This is a genomic window from Streptomyces sp. NPDC107559 (assembly GCF_055657365.1).
In genome coordinates this window covers 1-24,436 of record NZ_JBVKBD010000023.1, presented here as the reverse complement: position 1 = coordinate 24,436, position 24,436 = coordinate 1, and the positions used below count along the sequence as shown (strand labels likewise).

Here is a 24,436-nt window from a genome sequence, read left to right as displayed (position 1 = left end):
CTTGTGAGACGTACGAGCGAGGTCGAGGACCTGCTGCGCCTGCACGCGCCGCAGGTCCTCGGCGCGCTCGTACGCCGGTACGGGCACTTCGACGCCGCCGAGGACGCCGTACAGGAGGCGCTGCTGGCAGCGGCCGGGCAGTGGCCCGAGTCGGGGGTTCCGGACAATCCGCGGGGCTGGCTGATCAGGGTCGCCTCGCGGCGGCTCACGGACGCGCTGCGCAGTGATCAGGCGCGGCGGCTGCGTGAGGAGAAGGCGGCGGCGCTCACCCCGCGCGACGCCTTCACCGCACCGCCGCCCGGGCCCGGTCGTGCGCCCTCCGAGGACGACACGCTGACCCTGCTCTTCCTCTGCTGCCACCCCGATCTGCCCCCGCCCGCGCAGATCGCGCTGACGCTGCGGGCCGTCGGCGGTCTGACGACGGCCGAGATCGCCCGCGCGCATCTGGTGCCGGAGGCGACGATGGCCCAGCGGATCAGCCGGGCCAAGCAGCGGGTGAAGGGCATGCGTTTCAGCCGCCCCGATCACTGGGAGGAGCGGCTGCCCGCCGTCCTCCACACGCTCTACCTGATCTTCAACGAGGGCTACACGGCCACCTCCGGAGCCTTGCTCCAGCGCGCCGAACTCGCGGGCGAGGCCATCCGGCTGGCCCGTACGATGCACCGCCTGCTGCCCGGCGACTGTGAGGTCACCGGCCTGCTCGCCCTGATGCTCCTCACCGACGCCCGCCGCGCCGCGCGGACCGGGGCGGGCGGCGAACTGATCCCCCTCGACGAGCAGGACCGCGGGCTGTGGGACAAGGCGGCGATCGAGGAGGGCGTGGCCCTGGTGACCTGGGCTCTGTCCCAACGCCGCTTCGGCCCCTACCAGTTGAGAGCAGCGATCGCCGCCGTCCACGACGAGGCGGACTCGCCCGACAGCACCGACTGGCCCGAGATCCTCGGCCTCTACGACGTCCTCGTCCACCTTGTCCCCAGCCCTGTCGAACGCCTCAACCGTGCCGTGGCCATCGCCATGGTCCACGGACCGAAGGCTGGTCTGGACGAACTGGAAGCGCTCGCACCGGAGTTGACCACAGGCCACCGCCTGGACGCGGTCCGCGCCCACCTCCTGGAACGCGCCGGCGACCCCGAGGCCGCCCGAGCCGCCTATGAGTCAGCCGCCGCCAAGACCCTGAGCCTCCCCGAACAGCGCTACCTCCGGGCCCGCGCGGCCCGCCTCGGCGACAACACCTGACGTGTCAGCGTCATTCGGGCCGTCGGGGGCGACGGCTCACCGACGCTTCACCGAGTGGACAAAGGCCAGGGTGTGGGCCAAGCTCCATCGCCTGGTCCTCGACGAGCTCGGCTCCCGTGGCGAGTTGGACTGGTCCCGCTGCGCGATCGACTCGGTGAACATGCGGGCCCTGAAAAAGGGGATCTGACAGGCCCGAATCCTGTCGACCGGGGCAAGTACGGCTCGAAGATCCACTTGATCACCGAGCGCACCGGTCTGCCCCTGTCCGCCGGGATCTCCGGCGCGAACCTGCACGACAGCCAGGCACTCATCCCTCTAGTGAAAGGCATACCGCCGATCCGGTCCCGCCGAGGACGTCGGCGACGCAAGCCGGGCAAGCTCCACGCAGACAAGGGTTACGACTACTCCCACCTGCGGCAATGGTTACGCGAGCGTGGCATCACCCACCGTATCGCCCGCAAGGGCGTCGAGACCTCGACGCGGCTGGGCCGTCACCGCTGGACCATCGAACGCACCATGGCCTGGCTCGCCGGCTGCCGACGCCTCCACCGCCGCTATGAGCGTAAAGCGGAACACTGGGCTTGATCCGCTTTGGCGGACATCTGAGATCAGGGGTTCAGCCCCGGGAGGATGTCCATCATGGAGAGCATGGGGAAGAAGAAGCCTCGCCCTCGCCGATCGTTCACGCCGGAGTTCAAGGCCGAGATCGTCGAGCTGTGCCGACGCGGTGACCGTTCGGTCGGTCAGATCGCCAAGGACTTCGATCTGACCGAGACCGCGGTGCGCGACTGGGTGAAGCAGGCCGAGGTCGACGCGGGCGAGCGGGACGGCCTGACCAGCAGCGAACGCGAGGAACTGGCCGCGCTGCGGCGGGAGAACCGCCGCCTGCGCGAGGACGTCGAGGTCCTCAAGCGGGCCACGGCTTTCTTCGCGAAGGAGACCCGGTGACGGTGCACCCGTTCATCGAGGCGGAGAAGCGTGCAGGTCACAGCGTTAAACGAGCGTGTGAGCTGCTGAAGGTCTCCCGGACCGCCTTCTATGCCCGCCGCGTCGGCATGCCCGGCCCGCGGGCAGTGCGTGACGCCGAGCTGGCCAGGCCAATGGTGTCCGTCAAAGCGGAACAAGCTCACACTTTCTCGCTTTCGCAAGCATCGCCTGCACCCTCATCTGCTACCGCAGGCTCGTGCCCACCCGGAGCAGCAAGGCTCAGGTGTTGGCGGCGCCATAGTGCAGGACGTTGCCTTGTGGAAGCAGATATCCGATGTCCCGTGTCTGCGGCAACCTTCCTGCCAGCGTCGATGCGTCGGTGCAACCAGAGACCTCGAAGCCGATGACCCCTAGGCTGAAGGAGGCGCTCTGGAAGGTTTCGGTTCCGATGGCAGCCAGCCATTCGTCCATCACGTCGGACCTGAAGAACGGCCGACCGTCCCAGTACGCAAGTCCCGCGTGACCCAGCGCACCGACGGGGACATAAAAGTCCAGCCAGTCGCCGCTTTCATCACCGCCGCGGATCGCCACACAACCGCACACGACAAGTTGGCCCGTCGGCAGACGGACCTGACCGTGGAGGTGGCCGAACTCGGTCAGTGAGCCAACCGTGCACGGCACGGGATCCTGCTCCTCAGGTTCACGGTCTCTCTGCCCGAAGCACCCGTGAACGTCTGCGGCGGACCACAGAGCACTCAGGACGGCCTGAAGCTGGGCATCATCACTCAATCCGACCTCTATGGCCAGCTCGTAGTAGCCATCGGACCAGTTGGTCTGGTCCCGGAAGGCGGCAGGACTCGTCATGGCGTGATCATGCGGCAGAGCCCGCTCCAATGCCACCCGCATTCGAGGGCGCGGCCGGGCCAATTGAGATGACTTCTTAACTGATCATTTCAGAATGCTGCCCGGAGTCGGCGGAGGCAGATGATGTTGCAGGCGAGTTCGAGGAGACCTTGGTGGAGGTCGGCGCGTCGCTCGTAGCGGATGCGGAGTCGCTTGAACTGGTACAGCCAGGCGAACGCGCGCTCGACGACCCAGCGAACCTTGCCTAGTCCGGAACCGTGGGCGACGCCGCGTCGGGCGATCAACGGTTTGATGCCGCGCTTGCGCAGCAGGCGGCGGTACTTGTCGAAGTCGTAGCCCCGGTTTCCATACAGACGCCGGGGCTTGCGGCGGGCGCGTCCTCGCAGGCCCCGAATCGCTGGGACGGCGTCCAGCAGCGGCACCAGCTGGGTGACGTCATGTCGGTTCCCACCGGTGAGCGTGACAGCGAGCGGTGTGCCGTGGCGGTCGACGATCAGGTGGTGTTTGGAGCCGGGACGAGCACGGTCGACGGGCGAGGGACCGACGTGATCCCCCCTAATCCAGTGCGTAAGCAGACGGCCCGGGCCCATGCAACACCCCGGGGCAACTGCTCGCGCAGGACAGCGAATGCCTGGATCCCCCTGGCCGTCAAGGCCTCCTCAAAGAGCGGCATCGCTGTCCGTTGCGGGGTCCGCGGTGATGACGCGGGCGCCGGGCTGATGCCTCCGTTTCCCCGGGCCCGTGAGGCCTCTGTCAAGAGCGGCGCAGCCCGGCGCCTCCGTGATCACCGCGAAACTCGCGGCGACTGCTCGAACGTTGATCGTCACGGCGCGAGCCCTCTCCAGGGTCGACCTCTTGTTCATCCGCGAGCCTGTGAGCTCTGCAGACAGATCGAGCCCCCGGAGTGCGCTGGTGTCGCGAACGGCTACTGAGATGGCGGACCAACGAGTCCTTGGATTAGGGCGCCGCGCCACCCGCATGTGCTCGTGAACTGCATAAACGTACGGATTCGGGAGGACAGCTTGACCGTGTTCTGCTGCATCGACTGGGCGGAGCGACACCACGACGTCGCCCTCGTCGACGAAGCCGGCACCCTGCTCGCCAAGGCCCGTATCACCGACGACGCGGCCGGCTACCACCAGCTCCTGGCCCTCCTGGCCGAGCACGGTGACAGCCCAGACGATCCAATACCGGTGGCCATCGAGACCAGCCACGGCCTCCTGGTCGCGAGTCTGCGCACCGGCAACCGCCGGGTCTTCGCCATCAATCCGCTCGCCGCCGCCCGATACCGCGACCGCCACGGCGTCAGCCGAAAGAAGTCCGACCCGGGCGACGCTCTGGTTCTTGCGAACATTCTGCGCACCGACATGTATGCCCACCGGCCCCTGCCGGCGGATTCCGAACTCGCCCAGGTCATCACGGTCCTGGCCCGAGCCCAGCAGGACGCCGTCTGGGCTCGGCAGCAGGTCGCCAACCAGGTCCGCTCGCTGCTACGCGAGTACTACCCTGCTGCTCTGCTGGCCTTCCAGGGCAAGCAAGGCGGTCTGACCAGGGCTGATGCCCGTGTCGTCCTCACTTTGGCCCCGACCCCGACCAAGGCCGCGAAGCTCACCCTCGCCCAGTTGCGGGCCGCCCTCAAACGCAGTGGCCGCCTCCGCGGCTGCGGGGCGTCTTCCGCGCCCAGTACGCCCACCAGCTCCCCGGCGTCGAGGACGCCTTCGGCCACCAGCTCCTGGCCCTGCTCAAGCAGCTTGACGCCACCTGCCAGGCTGCGGACGACCTCGCGGAGGCGGCCACAGCTGCCTTTCACCAGCACACCGACAGCGAGATCCTGCTCAGCTTCCCGGGCCTTGGGCCCATGCTCGGCGCCCGCGTGCTCGCCGAGCTGGGCGACGACCGGGCACGGTTCACCGACGGCCGGGCGTTGAAGTCGTACGCCGGATCCGCGCCCATCACCCGGGCCTCCGGCAAGAAGCGGTTCGTCGGCCGCCGGTTCGTCAAGAACAACCGCCTCATCAACGCCGGCTTCCACTGGGCCTTCGCCGCCCTCACCGCCTCACCCGGAGCGAACGCGCACTACCGGCGTCGACGAGAACACGGCGACTGGCACGCCGCCGCACAACGGCACTTCCTAAACCGCTTCCTCGGCCAGCTCCATCACTACCTCAAGAACGGGCAGTTCTTCGACGAACAACGCGCCTTCGCCCCGATGGCTCTGCTTCAGGAAGCGTCGAGCATTCAGACATAGTTGGGGCCGCTGTCGGCTTGCCGGTCACCCGCCTGCCTTGTCCGCTCCGGTTGCCCTGCTCAACTGGGCGGCGAGACGGACTGCTGTCTTCTCCCCAGCTCGCTGCCTGATCAGACCCTCTTTGGCAGCTGCGCGAAGCCAGATCTCCGAGCTGTCACCATCGGCCTTCAGCACTCGCGCGGTCACCACTACGGGATTCAGACCGGCAGCACCGCCGCTGGCGACGATGCGGATAGTTTCGTCCTCACCCAGGCGAACCGGTACGGCCTCGATGACGCGGCCCGCCCTCCCGAGCACACCGGAGACGCGCTTCACCGCATCGTCGAACGGCAAGGGAACAAGCAGATCGACCTCATGGACGTTCTTCCTCATCAACTTAGCCACCACTCGAACCAAACGACCACTACCCCCGCCCACTGCGCCAAGAGCAGCAAGCTCCTCAGCCAAGATCTGGTCTTCGCTCTGATCCACGGACCCCACCCTCACCGACAGACCGCTCCTACCGGGCCACCACCTGCTGTCCCGTCCGGCAGACCATGGTGACGTATGCAGATCGTTGAAGCACGCCCCGGCTTGCCGTCGTCCCGACCCGGCAGACGGCTTGGCTGGTTAACCCCCTGAGATGTCTTTGAGCGCCCGGACATGCGAGCCGTCTACGGCGCAGTCGTCCAGGTCTGGCGAGTCCGCGCGGCGCAGTTCGGCAAGCAGGGCGGAGTGCAGACGCGGCCAGACGCCCGCTTCGGTCCAGTCACGAAGCCGACTCCAGGCCGTAACGCCAGAGCAGCCCACGACCTCAGTGGGGACGTCACGCCAGTCAATACCGGTCCGCAGCACGTACATGATGCCGGCGAGAGCCGCCCTGTCGGGAACGCGAAGTCGCCCGGGATAGCGGTGGCGTCGTTCGGGAGAAGGCGGCAGCAACACGGCCACCCGCTCCCACAGGTCGTCCGGAACAAGATCAGTGCGCACCCGGACACCCTGCAGACCAAGATCGTCGAGCGCAAGACCCACAATTCGGCATCCAGAAACGATCAGTCGGAGCGTTGGGTCACGTCTCGCGCCGGTTGGTCGGCCAGGGGATCTCCTGGAGAACATCCTCAGGAGTCGGCACCGCGTCCGGGAAGTGCTGGTGGATCTCCCCGACTACCGAGGCATCCGCGGTGCAGAGGTCCCAACTAGTGCTGTCGAACTCCCGCAGCACCACCCTCAGCTCGTCGCCTGCATATCCCGCGAAGTCAGCGTCCACAAACTGAAGGTCCGGCGCGACCAAGGCCAGTAGCTCCAGGGTGCCGATCCCGGCACCGGAGGAAGCCTTCTCGATCTCGGCAAACCTTGTGACCTGTCGAGCATCGTCGATCCATACCTTCCAAGTGAGACCGAGCCCAAAGCTCCCAAGGCGCACAAGTAGTTCCGCCAGCGTGACGTAGTACCGATTGGAGGCGCGGTCCTGCCCAGGACGACTGTCACGCCAGGCTGCGAACGTGATCGACTGAAATGCGCTAGGGGGCCTTGCCATCGCTGCGGGCTCCGTTCGCTTGCGAGGATCAATGTGCTCTCACAGCATGATCTTCTTCGATCGCAGCTGCAGATCATTTTGAAGCCGCCAGTAAGAAGCCGCCCCCCAGCCGGTCATGGAACGTGCGGGTGTAAGAGATTTCCCGCCGGGGTGATCTTCCGGTGGTACGCGCATGAAAGCGGGGGCCTCTCGGCAGCTCGGGGATGCGAATCGAAGCGAGCAATGCCGGGAGACCCTGGTGTCGGCCGGGGCGACCGCTGCAGCCGTGGGCGCACGGCGGCCCTCAAAGCTTCATGAGCCTGCCGTTCGAACCGGGCAACCGTCGGAAGGACGAGCACAGGTCTTCCGCATACTGGCAGCCGCGCCACTCCGCGCAACCAGAAGTCAAGGATCTGTAAAGTTTCGGGCACTGCTCGGACAAGTCGGGCCATCTCGTCACCAATCAGCTTGACCGCGGACTGCTAATGGCTTGCCCGCGGAGCGCCGTTCGACATAAATGATCACGTCGAACGGACCTGGGGGGTAGTCGGCAGTGAGATCCGCCCTGTGCAGCAGGATGCCGCGCACGGCGCCCGCTGCCGCACTCAGTGCCTTGTCGCTGTCCAGCCCGGTGACAGCTGCCCGTGCTGATGTCACGGATCATCCCGTGTCTTCTTACCCGGCCCCGACGATGCGGGACTGCGCCACCGCATTCAGCGCCCGCCGACAGGTCGGCAGCCGTTGGTAGGCGAGTCCGCGTTTCGCTCCGAGACCGCCGCCGCTGTTCACCAATGCCCCTCCGGCCCCGACGCAGCTATCTCACGCCATCGGCAACCACACCTTCTCGCACTGGAGTTACACGTGACACATCAACGACGTACCGATGTCGACCGCCGTCAGTTCATGCGCCTGACCGGCGGCACCGCGCTCGGCGCTCTCGCCGTGACAGGCAGCGCGGCGGCCGCGTCCGCCGACGTCCTCACGAGCCCGACCCCGGGTCCCAGCGCGGGCATCCCCATGTCCCAGGTGCTCAGCCTGCCGCACACCCCCGCACCGACCACCACGCTGGGCCCCGCGCCGGAACAGTTCACCGGCGGCACGATCACGCCAGCGAGCAGACGGATCCCCTACGCGCTGGGCACGGTCGACCCGCAGACAGCCGCGGACGACGTGCCCACCACGCTGCCGTTCGAGTTCGCCACCACCGGCTACACCATCGTCGATGTGCCCGAGGGACTGCGCCCCTGGCGCAACCGGCCTGCGCCCAAGGGCGACACCGGCGCCTACGTCGACGCCCAGGGCGTGCGCATGTTCTACAACGACCCCGACGTCTTCATCAACGGCGACGGCAAGCTCTACGACCACCCCGTGACGCAGATCCAGTACGGCCTGGGCTGCCTCGCCTCCTACCGCAGCACCGGTGACACGTGGTTCCTCACCCGTGCCAAGGCCCAGGCCCAGCGGCAGATCGACCGGCGCGTCGAGCAGCGCGGCGCCTGGTACTTCCCCTACCCCTTCAACTACACCCACAACGAGCACGGCGGACTCGTCTACACCGCCCCCTGGTACTCCGGCATGGCCCAGGGCGAGGCGATCTCCCTGTTCATCCAGCTCGCCCAGCTGACCGAGATCACCGACGAGGAGCGCATCCTGTACCTGGCGGCGGCCGACGGGGCGTTCGCCTCACTGCTGCGCGCCGACGACGCCAAGCCGTGGGTGGTCAACAAGGACAGCGCGGGCTTCTTCTGGATCCAGGAGTACCCCATCGACGCGCCCGGCACCTCGGACTACACCTTCAACGGGATGATCTTCGCGCTGTTCGGGCTGTGGGACTACTACCAGCACACCCAGAACGAACTCGCGCTGCAGCTGTGGGACGGCGGCCTGACCACGATCGCCAACTACTACCCCCGGCTGCGCAACACCCGCTGGGTCTCCTACTACTGCAACACCCACCGCATCGCCCCGCTGACCTACCACCACCATCACCTCGACCTGTTCATGCAGTTGCAGTGGTTCTCCGGTCACTACACCTTCGCCCGTGACATGGACCAGCTCCTGGACGACTACCCCTACCCGGGTCTGGTCTCCGACGACCTGCCCAACGGTGGCACCGTCGCCTTCGCGGCCGGCACCTACACCCTCTACCAGTACGCGACCACCTCGACCGGCGCCTACGACCCCGCCAAGGACGACGCCCAGACCGCCACCCAGCAGGTCACCTTCACCCGCGACACCTCCGCCCCCGCCACCATGCGCCGCCGCATCCACGGCCGAGGCGTCTACTACCGCATCAGCGCCGGCGCCTACACCGGCTGGTGGGTCGGCGAGAACTACACCACCGCCTTCCTGCGCGGCCAGTGGTGGACCAAGACCTACATCCCCGCCCGCACCCTCACCTTCCCCGCCGACACCCCCGTCGACGTCTTCAAATACGGCACCGACGGCGCCATAGGCACCACCAAGACCGTCCAGTGGGACCACCCCTCCAATGCCCCCTTCGACCAGCGCGCCACCATCAACGGCCGCAACATGCTCCGCATCAGCGCCGGCTCCCTCACCGGCTACTGGGTCTGGCACAACAACGTCACCACCGACGGCCAGTGACCAGTCATCAGCCGGGCAGAGCCCTCTCTCCGGTGCCGCCAGCGATTGCCCAAGAACTCGGCGGCACCGGACCTTGGGCATCGCCCACCAGCACCCCGGCATGAGCCTGCACCGGCTCCACCGGGACACAGTCAGTCACGAAAGATCCAGGCCAGCGAAGCGGCTACGAACTTTCCCACATCAACAAGGAGATAGACCGTCGTGAGTATGGGGCTTGCAGGACTGCCGAGCAGAGAGTGGATGATCAAGGACGCGAAGGGTCGCAAGTACAGCTACGACTCTGAAGAAGAAGCGTTCGAGGAACTGCACGAGTACGGGGAGGGCGCCACGGTGTGGACCCGCGAGGTATATCGAGCCCTGTTCATCACCAAGTCAATCGAGGGCTGGAAGCAGGTCCCCTCCCCCCGCAGCTAAAGAACTGGCAGGCAGAGTCCGGGCTGATCAGCGCCGATGACGGGCTTTTGCGCGCGCGAACCAACTAGCAGCCACCCCAACTATCCGCCGGGGAGAGGCCGAGCGCACCGTCTGCAGCCTCACAGCTCACGCGGCCATGCATGGTCGCAGCCGAAAGTGCATGCGCTGACGCTATAGCCGAAATATGCACAGCCATTGGCGCCGCACGCGCATCGCAGAATCCAGCTGACCACACAAGACCCTCTGATACAGGCTCGCGATCTCGGCATGACTCCACCATTCACCCTTGAAGGTTCGTAATGATTTCTCTTGTCTCCAGACCACGCAGAGTGGTGCACATAGCGTTCACAGCCGTACTACTCGGGGGAGGATCAGTTGCCTGCGAGAAGGCCGCGAGCGATTCCGCAGTTGCAGACTCGCCCGACGTGACACCGGCATCAGCCGTGGCGAAGGCGGCGAAGAACTCCGACGCCATCACATCGCTCCACTACCGGATCAGCGGTACCGTGCCATCCAGGGGCCGCCTGACAGCAGAAGCCTCCATGACCACAAAACCACTGGCCATGAGCATGAAGCTCACCCTTGCAAGTGCGGAACGCGGAAGCGGCCCACTGGAGATCCGCATCGTCGACAAGGTCATGTACGTCGGTGGCAGTGGGCTGCGTTCCGACAAGCTGAAAGGCAAGAGCTGGCTCAGCGGCGCGCCAGCCGTATGGGGAGGCAGTGGGGTGGACAACCAGTCGTACGGCGTGCTTCCCAGCCAGTTGCAGGCAAACCCCACCGCGCAATCCACGCTTCTGACGGGTTCCAAGAACCTTCGGTCGATAGGAACCGAAACGATCGACGGCGCCCCGACCACACACTACAAGGGAACGGTCAACAGCGACGGCCTGATCGGAGAGCGCCTCGATCAGTTCATACAACTACAGGTCGCCGACCCCCTCACGATGGACCTGTGGATAGATGACCACAACCGCACCAAACAGTTCCGCATGCGGGCGAAACACAACGACATGCTTCCCGGCACCGGCGACGGGCCGCTCGATCTGACCATCACCTTCCTCGACATCAATCAGCCCGCCACCATCAAAGCCCCGCCAGCCAAGGACATCACCTCACTCGGGAACGCCACGCAGGAAGGCTGAACATCACCCTTATCAGAAGTCACTGTTGTACCGGGAATGGGCCTCGTCATCGAAGAGACCGATCCACAACGTCAACCTGACCAGATACTGAACTTGATCGAGCCTCTTTCATCCTGCCCCGTAAGGGGAAATGGCCTGGGGGCTGGGGTGTGACAGGACAGGGCCCCTTGTCGTTGGCGTGGTGATCTCACTCATCACACCGGCGACCGAGGGGCCCTGTTGGTTCCGTATCCCTTCATGCTCGACGTCCCGTACAAGCTCGTTGAGCATGTCTCCTGGCTCACCTACGCCCGAAGGCGTGAACTGCGATCACCCTGGCGAAGTTGAGCTGCTTCAAGCAGGCCCTGCTCACCCTGGCGCATCTGCTCAAGAACGAGACGTATCGACAGGTTGGCGCCGGATTCGGCGTATCCGAGGCTACCGCCTGGCGCTACTTCGACGAGACGATCGAGATACTTACCTCCTGGGCACCTGGCCTGCACGAAGCGGTGACCGGGCTCGGCGAAGGCGAATTAGTGATCGTCGACGGCACCCTTATCCCCACCGTCCACATCAGGGCGGACGAGCCGTCCTACTCCCAGGGCGGAACGGTTGTCGCTCGCGCCCATGACGGCGCTATTTCGCCGCCCAGTCAGGATTCAAGCTCACCCACGGGCTCGAACGACGGCTCGTCCTCGATGACCGGGATGTCCAGGTCACCCTGGAGCGCCACCCAAAGGAAGTCCGTGAAAGACAGCCACAATTCGACCCATTCACCAATGTCGATGACGATGGACCAGTCCTGCCTGTCGGCCTTCGGAGGGTACAGGAAGACGCAGTTTCCGGATGACGAGCGCGCGATTGGCAGGCATCCGTCCACCGCCGGATAGACGGCGTACGGATACAGGTCCGGGGCGTTCCGGGAGAGCTGCGCATACGCCTCCCCTGCCTCCTCCCACAGATATTCGAGGCGCAACCCATCGCCCCCATTCACTCCCCTCGGGTGGAACAGGTAGAGCTGGTCGTTCAGGCAGCCAGAGCCATACGCCGAGACGAACCTCTTGTAGTCATCGGGGAATTCGATGCCGGCACGGTTCTCCAACGCCCGCCAGTCACGCTCGACGTCACCGTTCACCAGGGGCTCGCCAAGGAGCTCATGGAACCGAGAGAGTTCCACCAGAAGACCTTTCAGTGCAGGAGTGACCGCCGGACGGCCGATTGTAGACCGCGCCGTTCAAGTGGTGTTCGCCTCTCCGACCGCATACATCCGAATCTCCGCCAGAATCGCCGGATCTGTCCTATATATGGGCAGCACACCGAGCGCGACACGCTGACCCGACTGCACCGTATTGGTGACCTCGCCCTCCAGTCCGCGCACGTCGGGGGAGTTCACGGGATCGTGGCAACCGGCCACGAAGTTCCGCAGAGTGTCACGGGCACCGCCCATCTGGTTGGCAATCAGGTGCAGAGCAGCCCGGTTGCCGAGCGGCAGCCAGAGGTATCAGGCGGGCTTCCACTTCGACTGCAGCCTGCGGTGCAACATCAAGATCCCGTAGGCGCGTTCCACGACCCACCGCTTGGCCTGGGGAACGAATCCGGTCTGCACGGGATTGCGCTCCACGACCTCCACCTCGATGCCCACCGTCTTCCCGTGCGCGACGACGGCGTTCTTGAAGCCCTGGTCGACCAGGGCCTTCTGTACGGTGTCGGTGTCGGCGGCGACCTTGTCCAGCAGCGCGATCCCGACGGCATTCTCGTGCGCCGACGAGGCCGCCACGACCACCGCGATCACGAGCCTCAGAACGTCAACGGTCAGGCCGCGCTTGCGGCCCGGTACTTTCTTGCCGCATCACGCCCCGGTCGACTCAGCGGGCACCCCGGCCGCCGCGTGCACGCTCTGGGTGTCGAGCGCCACCAGGCTCGGGTCCGCCTTCCGACGCGCCATTTCCTGCACCTGCCAGCGCAGCAGGTCGTGAATGGTCTGGTCGATGCCGTCGTCACGCCATGTGCAGAAGTAGTACTTCACCGCGCCGGGCAGCGGAAAGTCATGTGGGAGCAGCTTCCACGGGCAACCGGTCCGACCTTGATAGAGCAGCGCGTTGACGATCTCCCGCATCGTGTACCGGCCCTGATGGCCGCTGACCGAGGGGTGCGCGGCCTTCCACGCCGCGATCACAGGCTCGACCAGCGCCCACTGTTCGTCGCTCACGTCGGTCTTGTAGGGCTTGCGCTCGCTCACGATGCCCAGCCCAACATGCCCATGGCCGCCGACCGGCCGGGATGCCGCACCGCCACATGTTCAGGTGACGACAAAACCCCTATGCACTCTTATTCCGCCCTCTGGAAGTCAGCGATTCCTCATAGACCCGGAGGGTCCGTCGCTTCGCGAAAGGCTCGAGGGACATGGTCGCCGGCACTGGGCCGGATCGCCTTGGTGGACCTCTGCACACGCCGTGGTGACGTGGCTGTCTCGGTGCGGACCGGAGTCGACCTGATCGGCAGGAGTTGCTCATCGCGTTGCCTCGGAGTGGCCCGATTCCCCGTCGCCGTGATGCGGAAGGGACCCACGGGGTTCTCCGTGGCGCGGAGAGCCGCAACGCTGCCACTGCGCCTGCGCCTGCGCCTGCGCCTGCGGGGGATCGGATCACCAGAAGTTCAGCAGTTCCGAGCCGGCGGGCCACGGGGTGGCCCGGGACACCCGCACCCACCCTTGCAGAATAGTTGAACGATGTACTAAATTGATGAACGTCGGGTTGGTTGGTTGCTGTCCGGCGGCCCTGAGACCCCACCGTCGTGATCTCGAGGAATGTCCGTGCTTCTCCCGACCGTTGCCACAAGTGGTCCGGCGTTTCGCCAGGTCGTGCCACGCGGCCGGACCACCGTCCACCCTCGCGAGGACGCAGGGGGATCGTGGAGGCGGGCGCGTATTCGGAGGCGGTGGACCTCCCCTCTCCCGACCCCGGTCAGCTCGACCGGTAGGCGGCTTGCCACGGGTTGAGGCAGGGCCGGGCAGCGCCGCCCGGACCGGCGTCCCGAGATGCGGGACCGGCCGCCGGAGGCATCACCCGGCTTGATCAATGGGACGTGGGGGCTGCCTCGGCTCACCCCTGAGATAGGTAATTTATGTACACCTTTGACATTCGCCGGATTGGTGGACGCCTCGGCGCAGAGATCACCGGCGTCGACCTCTCCACAGAGCTCTCCGACTCGGTGTTCTCACAGATCGAGGAAGCGTTTCTCGCCCACAAGGTGTTGGTCTTCCGCGACCAGCAGCTGAGCGACGAGGCGCAGCTGACCTTCGCCGGCCGTTTCGGCCCGCTCACCCAGAAGCACCCCATGATGCGGACGACCGAGGAGAACCCGCAGGTCATCCCAGTGGACGGCGAGGACCAGCGGGCCGATCACTGGCATACCGACATCAGCTTCTCCCTGACACCCTCTCTGGGCACCTCATTGCGAAGCGTCGTCCTACCGCCCTACGGCGGCGACACGCTGGTGGCCAACGCCGCCGCGGGCTACCAGGACCTGCCACGTGAGTTGCGCGAGGTCGCCGACCGGCTGTGGGCAGTCCACACCAACCACGCCGAGCAGCCCCGCCTCGGCACTGAGCGGGGCGAGGCGGTCCGCCGGGCCTTCATGGCCAAGCGGTACGAGACCGCGCATCCGGTGGTGCGTGTGCATCCGGAGAGCGGAGAGCCTGTGCTGTTCCTCGGCGGGTTCGCGCAGCGCCTGGTCGGCATGACCCTGCGGGAATCCCGGCCGATCCTCGACGTACTGCAGTCCTATGTGCGCCGACCCGAGAACCAGGTCCGTTGGAGCTGGCGGCCCGGCGACGTGCTGATCTTCGACAACCGGAGCACCCAGCACTACGCGGTCAACGACTACGACCGCCACAAGCGTGTGCTGCACCGGGTCTCGATCACCGGCGATCTGCCCCTCAGCCTGGACGGCCGCACCAGCTACCCGATCGAGAACCCCTCGGAGGACACGCCGTGACAAATCCTGAGACATTCGCACGCCGACTGCGTGGACGAGAGCGCCTCGTCGGCTACTGGATCGCCCTCGACAACCCTGCGGGAACCGAGCGCATCGCCCGCCTCGGGTACGACTACGTCGGTGTCGACGGCCAGCACGGTGTGATGTCCCAGCCGGGCTGGCAGTCGGCGATGCTGGCCGTGGACGCGGGGCAGCGTTCCGCCGGTGTGATCCGCGTCCCCTCCGTCGATCCGATCGCGATCGGCACTGCGCTGGACACCGGTGCTCGCGGCGTGATTGTGCCCATGGTGAATTCCGCGGAGGAGGCCGCGGTCGTGGTCCGCGCCACCCGGCACTGGCCGTCCGGCACCCGCAGCCTGAGCGGGCCGGTCCGGGCAGAGCTGCGGCTCGGCGCGGTGCCCGCCGAGATCGACGACGAGGTCGTCTGCATCGTCATGATCGAGACTGCCGCCGCCCTCGATGAACTCGACGCGATCTGCGCCACTCCGGGCTTGGCCGCGGTGTACGTCGGCCCGGCAGACCTGTCCGTGGCGCTCGGTGCCCGGTTCTTCGGCGACCCGGAGGTCCAGCCGGTCCTGGAGGACACGCTGCGAGCGATCACCGCCGCTGCCGAGCGTGCCGGCATCGCCTGCGGCATCCACTGCCTGGACGGTGCAAGCGCCGCCGCGCGGCTGGCGGAGGGCTTCACCTTCGCCACCATCTCCAGCGACATCACCCACCTCCAGCAGATCGCCGCAGACCACCTCACCGCCGCGCGCACGGATGGCCGGCGATGACAGAGAGCAAGAACCTCGTACCCGCACCGTCCACCACGTCCGGCTCCCGGATCGTCCGCTCTCTGGAGGATCTGGTCGGCGGCACCCCACTGCTCGACCTGCGCCTGCCCGGGGTGCCGCAGAGCGCGCGGATCCTCGCGAAGCTGGAGATGTTCAATCCGTTGTCGAGTGTCAAGGACCGCGCAGCGCTGCACATGGTCCGTGCCGCCGAGGCCTCCGGTGCGCTCCCAGTGACCGGCGGCACGGTGATCGAGTGCTCGTCGGGCAGCACCGGCATCGCGCTGGCCGCGCTGTGCGCCGTGCGCGGCCACCGCTGTGTCATCGTGATGCCCGACAACGCGACCGAGGAGCGGCGCCAGATCCTGCGGGACCTCGGCGCCGAGGTCGTACTGCGTCCGCACGGTGATGGGCTGCTCGCGTCCTGGGCGTTCGCCGAGGAACTGCATCGTGCGACCCCCGGCTCGTGGATGCCCCGCCAGGACACCAACCCGGCCAACCCGGCGGCCCATTACGCGACCACCGGCCCCGAGCTCTGGGAAGCCACCGGCGGCCACATCGACGTCCTGGTGTGCGGCGTCGGCACAGGAGGCACCCTGACCGGCACGGGGCGCTATCTCAAGGAACGTGCCGGCGTCCATGTCGTGGCCGTGGAGCCGGAGCGCTCCGCAGTTCTCTCCGGCGGAGAGAGCGGCCCGCACGGCATCCCGGGGATCGGTGCCGGCTACGTCTCCGAGATCACGGACCTCAGCCTGATCGATGAGGTGATGACCGTGTCGGACGAGGACGCCGCCGAGGCGACACGCCAGATCGCCCGGTCCACCGGCCTGCTGGCCGGAGTCTCCTCGGGCGCTGCCGCGCATGCCGCCCGGGCGGTGAGCCGCCAGACGCGCTGGGCGGGCGCGACCGTCGTAACCGTCTTCCCCGACACCGGTGAGCGCTACCTCTCCCTCGCGCTGGGCAGACCGGTGGACTCTCGGCCGAGCAGCGAGGGCGCCTGACATGTGCCGGATCTACGGCTATTTCAACGCCACCGCGTCCGACCACGAGGTGCGGACGGTGTCCGCGCTGCAGCGGCACGGTGGCCCGGACAGCAGCGATTGGGCCCTGACCGGCACCTGGGGGGTCGGCAACAACCGTCTCGCCGTCGTCGACCTGGACGGCGGGCGCCAGCCGTTCCACCTCGGCGACCGGGTCACCGCGGTCTTCAACGGTGAGATCTACAACCACGATGACCTGCGACGCCGGTTGCGGGGCCTCGGCTATACCTTCGCCGACCGCAGTGACGGTGGGATCATCCCCGCGCTGTACGACGCTTACGGCGAGGGGTTCGTCGACCTGCTCGACGGCATGTACGCGGTGGCCGTGCTCGACCGGCGGGGCGATGTGCCGAGGCTGGTGCTGGCCACCGACCACGCCGGGATGAAGCCGTTGTACCTGCGCTGGGAGGCGGCCACCCGTTCGCTGCACTTCTCCTCCGAGATTCCGGCCTTGCTCGGTTTTCGGGCCGTCTCCGGCGCACCCTGGGAAGCTGGCCTGGACGCCTACCTCAGCAGCAAGACGCCATTCGGCGAGCAGACGATGTTCGCCGATGTCACGGTGATGCCCCCGGCGACCACTCTGGTCTGTGAGCTGGGAGGAGTGCCGAGATCGGTGCGTCGCGGACAGCCGACGGGACAGGTCCCCCGGTTTTCCGGCGCGGCCGATGAGCCCGCCGTTGCGGCCGAGTTGCGGCAGCGTCTGCATACCGAGGTGCAGCGACTGCTGGTCGCCGACGTACCGGTCGCAGTGGTCACCTCCGGAGGGCTCGACTCCAGCCTGGTCACCGCGCTCGCGGGCGAGCACGGCCCGGTGCACTCCTTCAATATCGCCTACCGCGGGGAGTGGCCGTTCGACGAGCGGCACTTCGCCCGTCTGGTTGCCGAGCACACCGGGACGGTCCACCACCAGGTGGAGATCGAGCCGGCCGACTTCCCCGGTCTCCTCGAGGATGTCGTGTGGCATCTCGGCCAGCCGAACGCCGATCCCATCACCTTGAGCACCTTCGCTCTGTTCTCGGCCGTGCGTGACGCGGGGTTCAAGGTCGCGCTCACCGGTGATGCGGCCGACGAGGTCTTCGGCGGATACGGGAGGATGCGGTCGGCGGTCCAGGCGACCGCCGGGGGCGTCGACGGCGATTGGTTCGGGACGTACCTGGATGAGCTGGCCGTCCTGCCCGCGCACTTGCGCCACAGTCTGTACACGGACGGTTACCGGGACCTGGTGCGGAAATCCTCCCCCCTCCCCGAGGAGGCCGTGGAACGGCTGCGCCGCGGCCCGGGCACGGTGCTGCGGCGGATAACCGACTTCGAACTGGAGCACCGGCTGCCCGCCTACCACCTGCGCCGGGTGGACCACCTCAGCATGGCCAGCAGCGTTGAGGTACGGCTGCCCTTCTGCCAGTGGGATGTGATGGCCCTCGGCGCGGAGCTGCCCGACGAGCTGCGCATCCGCGACGGTGGGGTCAAGCGTGCCCTGTACGCGGCGGCTGCCGGCCTGCTCCCCCAGCCCGTGCTGGACCGGCCGAAGCAGCCGTTCACCCTGCCCGTGACCGCGATGCTCGCCCCCGGCCTACCGCTGTGGGCGTATGCCCGCGACATGCTGGCCCACCGGCGTCTGGCCGCGGCCGGGCAGCTGGATCCGTCCGCGGTGGACGCGCTGTTCGGCGTCCAGGCCGAGCGGCCCGATGACACCACTGCCCTCACTCTCTGGGCACTGCTGGTCCATGAGGTGTGGCGCGACCAGTTCCAGAGCGGCTCCCGGCAGGCCCTGTCACTCGGGGAGGCGGCATGATGGGGCATCTGGCCTATGCACACGGCAGTCCCAGCCCCTCGGTGGTGCTCGATGCCAGGCACTTTCCCGTCGCCGGCCGCGCCCTGACGGAGGCGCTCACCGGCGTCAGGCGGCACCTGCGGGCCGCCGGCAGGGACCACGTGCTGAAGATGGCCCTGATACGGCCGTCCGCGCATCCCATGTACGACCTGGACTACCGCTTCGTACAAGCGCTGCCCGGCGGCTTGGACCAGTTCGAGCTGCGTGGCTCCTGCGGCCACTCGATCCTGGCGGCGGTGGCCTCCGCGGAGCGTGCCGGGATGGTCGGCGCCCTGAAAGTCGGCGACCGGGTGCGGGTGAACGTCCTCAACAATGGGGACAGCGTGGTCTGCGAGGTCAATCGTGTCGTCGGTGACGAAATGGAGTTCACCGCCTACTTTGTCCGCCCGCAGGCGGTGCCGGTCTCCCGGCTGCTGCTGACCGGCGAGGCCACGACGGTGCTGGAGGCGGGTGGCGCCCGGCACCAGGTGTCGCTGATCTCGTCCGGCAACGCCTACGCCTTCGTCGACGCCCGGACGCTCGGAATCCGCGACCACGGCGAACTGTTCTCGGCCGGGTCGGACCTCTTCGCCAGGCTGGCCGAGATCCAGGCCGCCGCGTCCGCTCATCTCGGCTGGCCTGTCGGCGGGGTGTTCCCGAAGATTGCGGCCATCATGCCGATCGAGGCCGGACGGATCGCCGCACGGGCCATCTCCGTACCCGGCTGGCATCCGACGATCGCGCTCACCGGCGCGGTGTGCCTCGGCACCGCGATCCGCACGCCCGGGACCATCCCGTGGCGGGTGGCACAGGAAGTCGGCTGCATCGAGGGCCTGATCGACATCATCACTCCCGGGGGGAACACGGCGGTGACCGCCGCGACCCCGGACGTCGACGGGGAGCCGGCGTTGAGCTGGGTCTCCGTCAGCCGCAAACGGGTCGACTTCCACGGCTCGTTCGCGATGGACCCGTCGGCCCCCTGCACTGCGAGGAGTTAGCCAGATGCCAGGCAGCGTCATCGACAGCGACATCACCCATACCACCGGCTCGGAGCGCCGCCTGGCGCAGCCGGCCCCAGTGGGGATCGCCCCCGCACTGCGCGACATGCTGCGCGAGTCCGCCGGGCGTACCGCGCTCACCGGGGCACCCGATCCCGATCTGCTCGCCGAAGTACGCGCCTCCGGCCTACTGGGCACCGCCGTCCCGGTCATGTACGGCGGCGCGGGCGCGGGCCCGTCGGAGGTCAACCGGCTCGTCGAGCAACTGGCTGCGGTGAACCCCTCGATCGCCATCATCGCCTTCCAGCACTTCGCTGTGACCGCGCGGATCGCCGAGTGGGGCACTGATGAGCAGCGTGCTTCGATTCTGCCGCGGCTGGCCTCCGGCACCTGGCTGGCCGCGTCGGCGTGGAGCGAGCCCGCTGCGGGCGCAGCCAAGCAGAACCTCGGCAGCACGGCAGAGCGCCTGGACGACGGCCGCTGGATGCTCAACGGCGCGAAGTCCTTCACCACGGGTGCCTCACTGGCCGACGTCTACCTGGTGCTGGTGCAGAGCGCGCGGCCTGGCGCGGAGACCCGCGAGGTGTACGGCGCATCGGGACAGACGTTCTTCCTCGTCGGTGGGGACAACCCGGGTCTCGTAGCGGACCTCGGCCTGGACCTGACGGGTATGCGCGGTTCAGCGACCGGCTTCGTCACCCTGCACGACTGCGTGGTCGCAGAGGAAGACCGCCTCGGTCCCGAGGGCCAAGCCTCGCAAATCATCGCGGGGGTACGGGATTCGGGGGCGACGCTGGGCGCAGTCGCGCTCGGCATCGCTCAGTCCGCCTTCGACCTGACTCTGGACCACGCCGAGCGGCGCGGCCTTCTGACCCGGCCGGAGGTCAGGCACCGTCTGGTGGAGCTGGCGACCAGGATCGAGTCGGCTCGGGCCATCGTCGAGCGGGCCGGCGCCAGAAACGCGCCCCTCCCGGGACTGACCACCCTGCACAGCAAACTGCATGCCTCCGAGGCGGCCGAGGAGGTCTGTCTGGCGGTGGCCCGGATGCTCGGCTCGGCCGGCTACGTGACCGGCCACGCGCTGAACCGGATGCTCGCGGATGCCCGTGCGGTGGCACTGATGGGCCCGACCAACGATCTGTGCCGAGAACTGGTGGCGACGACATGGACGAACTGATCACCGACATCTCCCGCAGCGCGGAACTCGTGGTCAGCGGCAGCAGACTCGTCACGCCCCAGGGTGTGCGCGCGGGCCATGTGCTGATCGCCGGGGGCCGGGTGCTGGCCGTCTGCGACACCGACACCGCACGCTCCTCCGCGCAACGCATCGACGCCGGGGAAGCGTACGTGCTGCCGGGGTTGATCGACTCCCACGTTCACTTCCGCACCCCGGGCCTCACCCACAAGGAGGACTGGGAACACGGGAGCCGGGCCGCGGTGGCGGGCGGCGTGACCACGGTCCTGGACATGCCCAACACCGTGCCGCCGACGCTCACCGAGCGGGCGGTCCGCGAGAAGGCCGCCCTGGTGGACGGCCGCTCGCTCGTCGACTACGGCTTCCACATCGGCGTCGACCCCGAGCGTCCCGAGCTCCTCGCCTCACTGGACCCGGCAGTCGCCCGCAGTGCCAAGATCTTCATGGCCGGACACCACACCGCTCCGACCGTGCTCCGTGACCCCGGGCAGTTGGAGACGGCCTTCGCCGCAGCCGCCGAAGGCGGCGTGCAACTGGTGCTGCACGCCGAGGACGACTCGATCTTCGCGCTGCTCGACGGCTGGTGGGGCGATCCCAGCAGCTACGCGGAATACGAGGCACGGCGCCCGCGCAGCGGCGGGATCGCCGCCGTGGCCAAGGTCATCGAGCTGGTGCGCCGATACGGGACCCGAGCGCACATCCTCCACCTGTCCAGCCGCGAGGAAGCGGACCTGGTCTGCGCCGCACAGGCCGCCGGCCTGCCGGTGACCTTCGAGGTGACGGGGCACCACCTGTCGTTCACCGACGAGGACACCCGCAGGCTCGGCGCCCGCACCCGGCTCTCTCCCGCGATCCGCAGCCGCGCCGACCAGGATCGGCTGTGGGAGGCCGTAGGAGCCGGGCAGCCCAGCACCCTCGGCAGCGATCACGCTCCGCACACCGTCGAGGAGAAGACTCGCGGCGTTCAGCAGTCCCCGCCGGGCCTGCCCGGCGTACAGGAACTCGCGGTCGCGGTGTGGACAGGAATGCGCCGCCACCTGCCCGAGGAACACCCGGACCGGGCCGCCGAACGTCTGGCCCGGCTGCTGGCGGGCGGCCCCGCCGAACTCTTCGGCCTCACCGGCAAGGGACGCATCGAAACCGGTGCCGACGCCGACCTCGCCTTCCTCGCGCCCGACGACACCTGGATGCTGTCCGCCGCCGACGTCCGCTCCAAGTGCGGCTGGTCGGCCTACGAGGGCTGGACGATGACCGGCCGTGTGGTGCGCACCCTGCGGGCCGGACGAGTCGTCTGGGACGCCGGGAGCGGCACCTTCGGCGAGCCGAACGGCCGGTGGCTGGCACCTGCCGGGAAGCAGGGAGGCCACTGATGCCCGAACAGCTCACGGCGGTGATCGCCGGCGGCGGCATCGGCGGACTGGCCGCCGCGACCGCGCTCGCCCGGTCCGGACTCGCTGTCACCGTGGTCGAACGCGCCGAGCGGCTCGCCGATGCGGGGTCGGGGCTGGTCCTGTACCCCAACGGGGTGGCGGCGGCCGACGCCGTGAGCCCCCGGCTCGGCGAGCGCATACGCGAGGACGGGCACGTCGTCGGCGCCGGCGAGGTTCGGCTGCTCATGGACTCCTCGGGACGTGTTCTGTCCCGTGAGCCCATCGGCGCCGACAACGAACGCTTCGGCAGACCTCAGATACCGATCCTGCGCACCCGCCTGCAGGCGGCGTTGAGGGAAGCAGCGGAGGCGGCGGGGGTCAGGCTGGTCCTCGGCACCGGCGTGCAGGCGTACCGCAACTCCACCGGCCGGGTGTCCGTGCAGTTGTCGGACGGTGGAACGCTCGAGGCCGGACTGCTGGTGGCCGCCGACGGCATTGACTCGGTGCTCCGGGAACGCATGCTGGGCGACGGGCCACCGCTGTACCAGGGCTACACATCGGTGCGCGGGCGCAGCTCCGGCTCGGGCCTGCCCCAGCAGGGCTTCGTGGCCAACGGACGCGGCATCCAGCTCTTCGTCGCCCCGGTGGGCGGCGATACCTTGTACTGGACAGCGAAGATCACCGCAGCACGGGGCGTCTGGCCGGACAAGGGCGCGGCCGGATCGCTGCGTGCACTGGTCGAATCCCTGGCCGGATGGCACGAGCCGATCGTCGGAATGATCGCAGGAGCCGACGGCGTCGTGGTGAGCGACATCCACGACCGCAACCCGGTCCGACACTGGGTCGACGGCCGGGTCGTCCTGCTCGGGGACGCCGCACACCCGATGGTCCCGGCGCTGGGCCAGGGGGCGAACACCGCGCTGGAGGACGCGGCGGTTCTCGCCCACGAGCTGCGCGCTCACGGCGCCACGGCCGGCGGTGACCTGGCGAAACCGCTGGCCGCCTACGAGCGGCAGCGCACCGAACGCACCGCCCGCGTGGTGCTCCGCTCACGACGTCAGGGATCACTGGACCAGGGCTCCGGGCGCCTTGGCTCGCTGGTACGCGACGCCGCCATGCGGCTGCGAGGGCGTAAGGACGCGGCGATCCTCGACATCGCCGCCTGGACTCCGCCCCCACACACCCACCCCGCCGCAGGAACTGCCTGCGCGCAAGCACCGAGGAGACACCATCATGAGCGCTGAGCAGCGCACAGCCAGCCCCTTCCGAGTCGGCCCGATCTGGCGGGACGCCAACGTGCGAACGGGCCCGTCCCTTGACAGCCCCATCATCGAACTGCTGCTGCCCGATGACGGTGCCGACTACAGGGCGAACGCCTGGGCGGTCGGCGAGCAGGTCGTCGAGGGCACGATCATCAGCGACATCTGGCTACAACTGGCCCGCGGCGGCTGGTGCAGCGCCGTCAACTTCGACCAAGAGATCGTGGCAGGGATCCCGCAGGAGTCCGAGCTCCCGCCCGGCAACGCCCGACAGGCGGACCGTTGACCTCATTGCCGCGCCTCCTCGCCGAAGATCTTCGTACCGTCCTCGAGCGTGACCCGTCGGTCCGCAGCCGGGCGGAGGCGCTGCTGCATCCCGCACTGCCCGCCCTGTGGGGTCACCGCCTCGCCCACCGGCTGCACGGCCGCGGCCGACGGTTGGCAGCCCGCGCCCTGATGACCTGCGCCCGCGCGGTGACCGGTGTGGAAATCCATCCCGGCGCGGTGCTGGGCCGCCGAGTGTTCATCGACCACGGGGCAGGCGTGGTGATCGGGGAGACGGCGGTGGTCGGTGACGATGTCACCATGTACCACCAGGTCACGCTCGGCGCCGTCGGCTGGTGGCGGGACAATCGGCGGCCACCGGGCGAGCAGCGGCACCCGGTGGTCGGGAACCGGGCGGTACTGGGTACCGGCGCCACGGTCCTCGGGCCCGTGACCGTGGGCGACGGTGCGATGGTCGGGGCAGGCGCCCTGGTCACCCAGGACGTTCCGGCGGGTGCACGGGCACTGGCCCCCGCCGCGATGATCGCCTCTCCCTGTGACCGTTCCCGGGCCGCAGACGTGCTCGGCCGTACCGCCCCCGAGAGCCGGTGGTGACCCGCCGTCTGGCAGCCGCCGGCAGCGCGACGGCCGCCGCTGCCTGCGATCCCGGCCGACGGCCTCGACGCCCCCCGCCACGCCGTCGGCACGCCCCCACCGAATCAGGAGACTTCCCAATGACGTTGTCAAGCCGCTGCCGTGACCGGTGGTGTGGCTTGGTAGCACGCTCCGTCGCGGATCATGGCCCACAGGACGTTG

19 protein-coding genes and 7 pseudogenes are annotated in these 24,436 nt (G+C 68.1%); 18 read left to right on the top strand and 8 right to left on the bottom strand.

Translation table 11 applies throughout. The annotated features are described in order from the left end of the window. Positions 1 to 3: 3 nt before the first annotated feature. The 3 genes and pseudogenes from ACZ7OY_RS39085 to ACZ7OY_RS39075 all read left to right on the top strand — a co-directional run. Positions 4 to 1,236: an RNA polymerase sigma factor gene (locus tag ACZ7OY_RS39085; RefSeq protein WP_472250329.1), complete on the top strand. Its 1,233-nt coding sequence runs from the start codon at positions 4 to 6 to the stop codon at positions 1,234 to 1,236. A 13-nt stretch (positions 1,237 to 1,249) separates the two neighbouring features. Then, positions 1,250 to 1,821, top strand: a pseudogene (locus tag ACZ7OY_RS39080) (IS5 family transposase); the annotation flags it as partial. Between the two features lie 45 nt (positions 1,822 to 1,866). Continuing rightward, positions 1,867 to 2,166 (top strand): annotated as a pseudogene (locus ACZ7OY_RS39075) (transposase); the annotation flags it as partial. Positions 2,167 to 2,442: 276 nt separating this feature from the next. On the opposite strand, the gene ACZ7OY_RS39070 reads toward ACZ7OY_RS39075, so the two are convergent. Both ACZ7OY_RS39070 and ACZ7OY_RS39065 read right to left on the bottom strand, forming a co-directional pair. Continuing rightward, on the bottom strand, positions 2,443 to 3,027 hold the full coding sequence (locus tag ACZ7OY_RS39070; protein WP_472250328.1) for a hypothetical protein: 585 nt from the start codon (positions 3,025 to 3,027) through the stop codon (positions 2,443 to 2,445). A gap of 89 nt (positions 3,028 to 3,116) precedes the next feature. Next, positions 3,117 to 3,584: pseudogene (locus tag ACZ7OY_RS39065) on the bottom strand (IS5 family transposase); the annotation flags it as partial. 450 nt (positions 3,585 to 4,034) lie between these two features. Here ACZ7OY_RS39065 and ACZ7OY_RS39060 point away from each other — a divergent pair. Further along, positions 4,035 to 5,275: pseudogene (locus ACZ7OY_RS39060) on the top strand (IS110 family RNA-guided transposase). A 24-nt stretch (positions 5,276 to 5,299) separates the two neighbouring features. Here the strand turns inward: ACZ7OY_RS39060 and ACZ7OY_RS39055 are convergent. The 3 genes and pseudogenes from ACZ7OY_RS39055 to ACZ7OY_RS39045 form a co-directional block, all read right to left on the bottom strand. Then, positions 5,300 to 5,746 (bottom strand): hypothetical protein, encoded by a 447-nt coding sequence (locus tag ACZ7OY_RS39055; protein WP_472250327.1) that lies wholly within the window; start codon positions 5,744 to 5,746, stop codon positions 5,300 to 5,302. A 156-nt stretch (positions 5,747 to 5,902) separates the two neighbouring features. Beyond that, positions 5,903 to 6,244, bottom strand: a pseudogene (locus ACZ7OY_RS39050) (transposase); the annotation flags it as partial. A gap of 79 nt (positions 6,245 to 6,323) precedes the next feature. Beyond that, positions 6,324 to 6,791, bottom strand: coding sequence for a hypothetical protein (locus tag ACZ7OY_RS39045; protein WP_472250326.1), 468 nt, complete (start codon positions 6,789 to 6,791; stop codon positions 6,324 to 6,326). A gap of 840 nt (positions 6,792 to 7,631) precedes the next feature. Here ACZ7OY_RS39045 and ACZ7OY_RS39040 point away from each other — a divergent pair. The 4 genes and pseudogenes from ACZ7OY_RS39040 to ACZ7OY_RS39025 form a co-directional block, all read left to right on the top strand. Next, entirely contained in the window at positions 7,632 to 9,377 is a 1,746-nt protein-coding gene (locus ACZ7OY_RS39040) for a D-glucuronyl C5-epimerase family protein (RefSeq protein ID WP_472250325.1), read from the top strand. Positions 9,378 to 9,578: 201 nt separating this feature from the next. Continuing rightward, positions 9,579 to 9,791, top strand: coding sequence for a hypothetical protein (locus ACZ7OY_RS39035; protein ID WP_471914125.1), 213 nt, complete (start codon positions 9,579 to 9,581; stop codon positions 9,789 to 9,791). 299 nt (positions 9,792 to 10,090) lie between these two features. Next, a complete protein-coding gene (locus ACZ7OY_RS39030) occupies positions 10,091 to 10,936 on the top strand; it encodes an SCO4651 family lipoprotein (RefSeq protein WP_472250324.1) in 846 nt (281 codons plus the stop codon). Positions 10,937 to 11,114: 178 nt separating this feature from the next. Continuing rightward, positions 11,115 to 11,517: pseudogene (locus tag ACZ7OY_RS39025) on the top strand (transposase family protein); the annotation flags it as partial. A 50-nt stretch (positions 11,518 to 11,567) separates the two neighbouring features. Here the strand turns inward: ACZ7OY_RS39025 and ACZ7OY_RS39020 are convergent. The 3 genes and pseudogenes from ACZ7OY_RS39020 to ACZ7OY_RS39010 all read right to left on the bottom strand — a co-directional run. Then, on the bottom strand, positions 11,568 to 12,092 hold the full coding sequence (locus tag ACZ7OY_RS39020) for an SMI1/KNR4 family protein (RefSeq protein WP_472250323.1): 525 nt from the start codon (positions 12,090 to 12,092) through the stop codon (positions 11,568 to 11,570). 57 nt (positions 12,093 to 12,149) lie between these two features. Then, entirely contained in the window at positions 12,150 to 12,374 is a 225-nt protein-coding gene (locus ACZ7OY_RS39015) for a hypothetical protein (RefSeq protein ID WP_472250406.1), read from the bottom strand. A gap of 66 nt (positions 12,375 to 12,440) precedes the next feature. Further along, a pseudogene (locus ACZ7OY_RS39010) lies at positions 12,441 to 13,154 on the bottom strand (IS5 family transposase); the annotation flags it as partial. Between the two features lie 884 nt (positions 13,155 to 14,038). Between ACZ7OY_RS39010 and ACZ7OY_RS39005 the strand changes: the two are divergent. From ACZ7OY_RS39005 to epsC, 10 genes are read left to right on the top strand one after another with little or no spacing between them, the layout of a single operon-like run. Further along, the gene (locus ACZ7OY_RS39005; RefSeq protein ID WP_472250322.1) at positions 14,039 to 14,911 is read left to right on the top strand and encodes a TauD/TfdA dioxygenase family protein; all 873 of its coding nucleotides are present in this window, start codon (positions 14,039 to 14,041) and stop codon (positions 14,909 to 14,911) included. After that, on the top strand, positions 14,908 to 15,687 hold the full coding sequence (locus ACZ7OY_RS39000) for an HpcH/HpaI aldolase family protein (protein WP_472250321.1): 780 nt from the start codon (positions 14,908 to 14,910) through the stop codon (positions 15,685 to 15,687). Before ACZ7OY_RS39005 ends, ACZ7OY_RS39000 begins: the two co-directional genes overlap by 4 nt. Beyond that, positions 15,684 to 16,685 (top strand): PLP-dependent cysteine synthase family protein, encoded by a 1,002-nt coding sequence (locus ACZ7OY_RS38995; RefSeq protein WP_472250320.1) that lies wholly within the window; start codon positions 15,684 to 15,686, stop codon positions 16,683 to 16,685. The genes ACZ7OY_RS39000 and ACZ7OY_RS38995 overlap by 4 nt, the downstream gene beginning before the upstream one ends. Before the next feature lies 1 nt (position 16,686). Then, positions 16,687 to 18,516 (top strand): asparagine synthase (glutamine-hydrolyzing), encoded by a 1,830-nt coding sequence (gene asnB / locus ACZ7OY_RS38990; RefSeq protein ID WP_472250319.1) that lies wholly within the window; start codon positions 16,687 to 16,689, stop codon positions 18,514 to 18,516. After that, positions 18,513 to 19,532 carry a PrpF domain-containing protein gene (locus ACZ7OY_RS38985; RefSeq protein WP_472250318.1) on the top strand — a complete coding sequence of 340 codons (1,020 nt, stop codon included), beginning with the start codon at positions 18,513 to 18,515 and terminating at the stop codon, positions 19,530 to 19,532. The genes asnB and ACZ7OY_RS38985 overlap by 4 nt, the downstream gene beginning before the upstream one ends. Before the next feature lie 4 nt (positions 19,533 to 19,536). After that, entirely contained in the window at positions 19,537 to 20,709 is a 1,173-nt protein-coding gene (locus ACZ7OY_RS38980; protein ID WP_472250317.1) for an acyl-CoA dehydrogenase family protein, read from the top strand. Further along, positions 20,697 to 22,097 (top strand): dihydroorotase, encoded by a 1,401-nt coding sequence (locus tag ACZ7OY_RS38975; RefSeq protein ID WP_472250316.1) that lies wholly within the window; start codon positions 20,697 to 20,699, stop codon positions 22,095 to 22,097. Before ACZ7OY_RS38980 ends, ACZ7OY_RS38975 begins: the two co-directional genes overlap by 13 nt. After that, positions 22,097 to 23,341 (top strand): FAD-dependent monooxygenase, encoded by a 1,245-nt coding sequence (locus ACZ7OY_RS38970; RefSeq protein ID WP_472250315.1) that lies wholly within the window; start codon positions 22,097 to 22,099, stop codon positions 23,339 to 23,341. The genes ACZ7OY_RS38975 and ACZ7OY_RS38970 overlap by 1 nt, the downstream gene beginning before the upstream one ends. After that, positions 23,331 to 23,642, top strand: coding sequence for a hypothetical protein (locus ACZ7OY_RS38965; RefSeq protein ID WP_472250314.1), 312 nt, complete (start codon positions 23,331 to 23,333; stop codon positions 23,640 to 23,642). Before ACZ7OY_RS38970 ends, ACZ7OY_RS38965 begins: the two co-directional genes overlap by 11 nt. Beyond that, positions 23,639 to 24,235 carry a serine O-acetyltransferase EpsC gene (gene epsC, locus ACZ7OY_RS38960; RefSeq protein WP_472250313.1) on the top strand — a complete coding sequence of 199 codons (597 nt, stop codon included), beginning with the start codon at positions 23,639 to 23,641 and terminating at the stop codon, positions 24,233 to 24,235. The genes ACZ7OY_RS38965 and epsC overlap by 4 nt, the downstream gene beginning before the upstream one ends. Positions 24,236 to 24,436 lie beyond the last annotated feature (201 nt).

Excerpts from the sequence above, each read along its gene's own strand:
- ACZ7OY_RS38970 (WP_472250315.1), top strand. The coding sequence starts at position 22,097 with ATGCCCGAACAGCTCACGGCGGTGATCGCCGGCGGCGGCATCGGCGGA.
- ACZ7OY_RS38980 (WP_472250317.1), top strand. The coding sequence starts at position 19,537 with ATGCCAGGCAGCGTCATCGACAGCGACATCACCCATACCACCGGCTCG.
- ACZ7OY_RS38975 (WP_472250316.1), top strand. The coding sequence starts at position 20,697 with ATGGACGAACTGATCACCGACATCTCCCGCAGCGCGGAACTCGTGGTC.
- ACZ7OY_RS39005 (WP_472250322.1), top strand. The coding sequence starts at position 14,039 with ATGTACACCTTTGACATTCGCCGGATTGGTGGACGCCTCGGCGCAGAG.
- ACZ7OY_RS38995 (WP_472250320.1), top strand. The coding sequence starts at position 15,684 with ATGACAGAGAGCAAGAACCTCGTACCCGCACCGTCCACCACGTCCGGC.
- ACZ7OY_RS39045 (WP_472250326.1), bottom strand. The coding sequence starts at position 6,791 with ATGGCAAGGCCCCCTAGCGCATTTCAGTCGATCACGTTCGCAGCCTGG.
- ACZ7OY_RS39070 (WP_472250328.1), bottom strand. The coding sequence starts at position 3,027 with ATGACGAGTCCTGCCGCCTTCCGGGACCAGACCAACTGGTCCGATGGC.
- ACZ7OY_RS38965 (WP_472250314.1), top strand. The coding sequence starts at position 23,331 with ATGAGCGCTGAGCAGCGCACAGCCAGCCCCTTCCGAGTCGGCCCGATC.
- asnB (WP_472250319.1), top strand. The coding sequence starts at position 16,687 with ATGTGCCGGATCTACGGCTATTTCAACGCCACCGCGTCCGACCACGAG.
- ACZ7OY_RS39030 (WP_472250324.1), top strand. The coding sequence starts at position 10,091 with ATGATTTCTCTTGTCTCCAGACCACGCAGAGTGGTGCACATAGCGTTC.
- ACZ7OY_RS38985 (WP_472250318.1), top strand. The coding sequence starts at position 18,513 with ATGATGGGGCATCTGGCCTATGCACACGGCAGTCCCAGCCCCTCGGTG.